We start from the raw sequence: 4,476 nt of genomic DNA on the forward strand, positions 1-4,476 counted from the left end.
GAAACCCCCCGCCAGTTGGCGGGGGTTTATTGATTGAGGTTTATTCAGCTGCGTCCATGTATTCGGTCATTGGCGGGCATGTGCAGATGAGGTTTCTGTCGCCGTATGCGTTGTCGACGCGGTTGACGGGGGACCAGTATTTGTCGACGCCCATGGAGCCCGGGGGGAAGCAGGCCTGTTCACGGGTGTAGGGACGGTCCCAGTCGCCGACCAGATCGCGCACCGTGTGGGGAGCGTTTTTCAGCGGGTTGTTTTCCGCGTCGATCTTGCCGTCGATGATGTCCTGTGCCTCGGAGCGGATGGACAGCATGGCGTCGCAGAAGCGGTCCAGCTCGTCCATGGGTTCCGATTCCGTAGGCTCGACCATCAGGGTGCCGGCCACCGGCCAGGACATGGTGGGCGCGTGGAAGCCGCTGTCCACCAGACGCTTAGCGATGTCATCGACGCTGACATGGGCCGCTTCGTCCAGCGGGCGGGTGTCGAGGATGCATTCATGCGCCACGCGACCCGTTTCCGAGGTGTAGAGGATCGGGTAGGCATCCTTGAGCCGCGCCGCGATGTAGTTGGCGTTCAGGATCGCCACTTTCGTGGCCTGCGTCAGACCCGCGCCGCCCATCAGCAGCACATAGGCCCAGCTAACCGGCAAGATCGAGGGCGACCCAAAGGGCGCCGCCGAGACCGGACCCACGGCAGTGCCGTATTCCGGGTGGCCGGGCAGATGCTCGGTCAGATGCGCTTTGACGCCGATCGGACCCATGCCGGGGCCGCCGCCGCCATGGGGGATGCAGAAGGTCTTGTGCAGGTTCAGGTGGCTGACGTCACCGCCGATGTCTCCGGGACGCGACAGACCCACCATGGCGTTCATGTTGGCGCCGTCGATATAAACCTGACCGCCATGATCATGGGTGATCTGGCAGACCTCCTGCACGGTGGTCTCAAACACGCCATGGGTCGAGGGGTAGGTGATCATGCAGGCGGCCAGATGATCGGAGTGCTTTTCGGCCTTGGCGCGGAAATCATTCAGATCAATGTTGCCCTTCTCATCCGCCTGCACAGGCACAACCTGCCAGCCCACCATCTGGGCCGAGGCCGGGTTGGTCCCATGCGCCGAGGTCGGGATCAGGCAGACATTGCGCTGCCCTTCGCCCCGGGCGAAGTGATAGTTGCGGATGGTCAAGAGGCCTGCGTACTCACCCTGCGCGCCCGAGTTGGGCTGCTGGCTGATCGCGTCATAGCCGGTGATCTGGCACAACTTGTCGTTCAGATCATCGATCATCTCATGATAGCCCTGCGCCTGATCTTCGGGGCAGAACGGGTGCAGGTTGCCGAACTCGGGCCAGGTGACCGGGATCATCTCGATCGTGGCGTTCAGCTTCATGGTGCACGAGCCCAGCGGGATCATCGCCCGGTCCAGCGCCAGGTCGCGGTCGGCCAGACGGCGCATGTAGCGCGTGATCTCGGCCTCGGCCCGGTTCTTGTGGAAGATCGGGTGGGTCAGGTACTCGCTTTCGCGCAGCGCGTAATCCGGCAGGCGATAGGCCACGTTCGAGCTGTCATCCTTGCGGTCGATGCCAAAGGCCCCCCAGACCGCCTCGATGGTCTCGGGGCGGGTCTGTTCGTCCAGGCTGATGCCCACTTTCGTGTCGCCGACCTTACGCAGGTTGACGCCCCGGGCCACAGCGGCCTCCATGACCGTTTTCTGCAGATGGCCAACCTCAACCGTGATCGTGTCGAAGAACACTTCCGGCTCCACAGCAAAGCCTGCCTCTTCCAGACCGGCAGCCATACGCGAGGTCTTGCGGTGCACCGATTGCGCGATGGCCTTGATGCCGTCGGGGCCGTGATACACGGCATACATCGAGGCAATCACCGCCAGCAGCGCCTGCGCGGTGCAGACGTTCGAGTTGGCTTTCTCACGCCGGATGTGCTGTTCGCGGGTCTGCAGCGCCAGGCGGTAAGCCTTGTTGCCCCGGCTGTCGATGCTGACACCGATGATCCGGCCCGGCATCGAGCGCTTCAGCTTGTCGGTGGTCGCCATATACGCGGCGTGCGGGCCACCATAGCCCATCGGCACACCAAAGCGCTGGGTCGAGCCGATGGCGATATCCGCGCCCATCTCGCCGGGCGACTTCAGCAGCGCCAGCGACAGGATATCGGCGGCGACGATGGCAATCGCCTTGTGTTCATGCAGCGCCGCGATTTCCTTGGTGAAGTCGCGCACATGGCCGTGCGTGCCCGGATACTGGAAGATGGCGCCAAAGACCGCGCCCGCATCCAGCGTGTCCGGATCAGCCACCTGCACCTCGATGCCCAGAGGCTCGGCGCGCGTTTTAATCACCGCGATGGTCTGCGGGTGGCAGTTCTTGTCGACAAAGAAGGCTGCATTGTTGGCCTTGGACCGGCCACCGCGCTTGGCCATCGCCATGGCTTCCGCCGCAGCAGTCGCTTCGTCCAGCAAGGACGCGTTGGCCACGTCCAGCCCGGTCAGGTCGCTGACCATGGTCTGGAAGTTCAAGAGCGCCTCAAGTCGGCCCTGGCTGATCTCGGGCTGATAAGGCGTGTAGGCCGTGTACCAGGCCGGGTTCTCCAGAATGTTGCGCAGGATCGGCGCCGGCGTGGTGGTGCCATAATAGCCCTGACCGATCAGCGAAGTCAGAACCTTGTTCTTGCTCGCCACTTCTTTCATGTGAAAGAGCGCATCGCGCTCGGTCATCGCCGGACCCCAGTCCAGCGGCTCTTTCTGCCGGATCGCGGGCGGGACGGTGGCGTCGATCAGCTCGTCTAGCGTCTTGAAGCCGATCACCTTGAGCATGTCGCGCATCTCGGTCGGGCTGGGCCCGATATGGCGGCGGTTGGCGAAGTCATAGGCTTCGTAATCGGTCAGTTTGAAGGCCATGTGTGCGCTCCTCAAGGATAGGTCAGGCCCGGCGGAGACGGCAGGAGCCTCCGGCGGAAGTATTTGGAAACAGATGAAGGGGCGGGGCCGCGCACGGACCCGCCGCCTGAGTTAACCGATGAAGGCCTTGTAGCCGGCCTCGTCCATCAGGTCTTCGAGCTGCGAGGCGTCCGCGATCTTGATCTTGTAGATCCAGGCCTCGCCTTCGGGGTCTTCGTTCAGCGCGCCGGGATTGTCGGCCAGTGCCTCGTTCACCTCGGTGATCTCGCCGTCGACCGGTGCGTAAAGCTCGGACGCCGCCTTGACGGATTCAATCACGCCGATCTCGCCGTCTTTTTCGAACTCGTCGCCTGCTTCCTGCTGTTCCACGAACACCACGTCACCCAATTGCTCGGCGGCGTGTTTGGTGATGCCCAGCGTGGCGGTGTCGCCGTCAACGCTCAGCCATTCATGCTCTTCGGAATAATAGGTTGCCATGTCTCTCTCTCCTGACTTCAACGCTTGTAATTCTGTTTGACGAAGGGCAGCGCCACGATCTCAGCCGGTTGCGGCTTGCCCCGGATGATCAGGTTCACCTTCTCGCCCGGCTCGCCATGGCCTTTGCTCACATAGCCCATCGCCACCGGTCCACCCACCGTGGGGCCAAACACGCCCGAGGTGATCTGACCGATGCTGTTGCCCTCAAGGCACTGCACTTCCACGCCCTGACGCGCTGGCGCACGGCCTTCGGGCTTGATGCCCACCAGCTTTTTGGCGGGACCTTCGGCCAGTTCCTTCTGCACGCGGGCCGCGCCCGGGAAACCGCCCTCTTCCTTGCGGCGCTTTTGCATCGCCCAGCCCAGCGAGGCCTCGACCGGCGAGGTGCTTTGGTCGATGTCATTGCCATAAAGGCACAGACCTGCCTCCAGCCGCAGGCTGTCGCGCGCGCCCAGACCGGCCGCTTCGCAATCCTCATGCGCCAGAAACGCCTTGGTGATCTCGATCGCCTTGTCTTCGGGGATCGAGATCTCGTACCCGTCCTCGCCCGTGTACCCCAACCGCGAGATGCGGCATTCGACGCCGTTGATCTCGGCCACCGTGGTTTCCATGAACTTCAGATCCCGCGCGGCGGGGCACAGTTCGCCCACAACGTTTTCCGCCGCAGGGCCCTGAACGGCCACCAGCGCGCGGTCGAAAATCTCGATCACTTCGACGCCTTCGAGGTGCTCACGCATATGCGGAATGTCCTGATGCCGCAGCGCCGCGTTCACCACCACAAAGTAATGATCGCCCGCGTTCGACACGATCAGGTCATCCATGATCCCGCCTTCTGCGTTCGTAAAGAACCCGTACCGCGCCTTGCCCTCTTTCAGCGTCGCATAAGCCTGCGGGCAAAGCGCTTCCAGCTTCTCGCCCACATTCTCACCCCGCAAAATCACCTGACCCATATGGCTCACATCAAACACCGCCGCCTTCTCACGACACTGCTTATGCTCCCCCATAATCCCCAAAGGATACTGAACAGGCATCTCCCAACCCGCAAAATCAACCAACTTACCTCCCAACTCAACATGCAAAGCGTGAAGAGGCGTGCGTTTTAA

At 62.6% G+C, this 4,476-nt stretch carries 3 protein-coding genes; all 3 read right to left on the minus strand.

What is annotated here, in order from left to right; genetic code table 11:
- Window positions 1-40: 40 nt before the first annotated feature.
- Window positions 41-2,896: an aminomethyl-transferring glycine dehydrogenase gene (gene gcvP / locus AC2TEM_RS21325; protein ID WP_170663326.1), complete on the minus strand. Its 2,856-nt coding sequence runs from the start codon at window positions 2,894-2,896 to the stop codon at window positions 41-43.
- A gap of 111 nt (window positions 2,897-3,007) precedes the next feature.
- Window positions 3,008-3,373, minus strand: coding sequence for a glycine cleavage system protein GcvH (gene gcvH / locus AC2TEM_RS21330; RefSeq protein ID WP_480856414.1), 366 nt, complete (start codon window positions 3,371-3,373; stop codon window positions 3,008-3,010).
- 17 nt (window positions 3,374-3,390) lie between these two features.
- A partial coding sequence (gene gcvT, locus AC2TEM_RS21335; RefSeq protein WP_170426393.1) for a glycine cleavage system aminomethyltransferase GcvT occupies window positions 3,391-4,476 on the minus strand: 1,086 nt, incomplete at its 5' end.

This window comes from Ruegeria sp. HKCCD3925, from assembly GCF_057221175.1.

Coding starts and splice junctions, on each gene's coding strand:
- gcvP (WP_170663326.1), bottom strand. CDS start 2,896: ATGGCCTTCAAACTGACCGATTACGAAGCCTATGACTTCGCCAACCGC.
- gcvH (WP_480856414.1), bottom strand. CDS start 3,373: ATGGCAACCTATTATTCCGAAGAGCATGAATGGCTGAGCGTTGACGGC.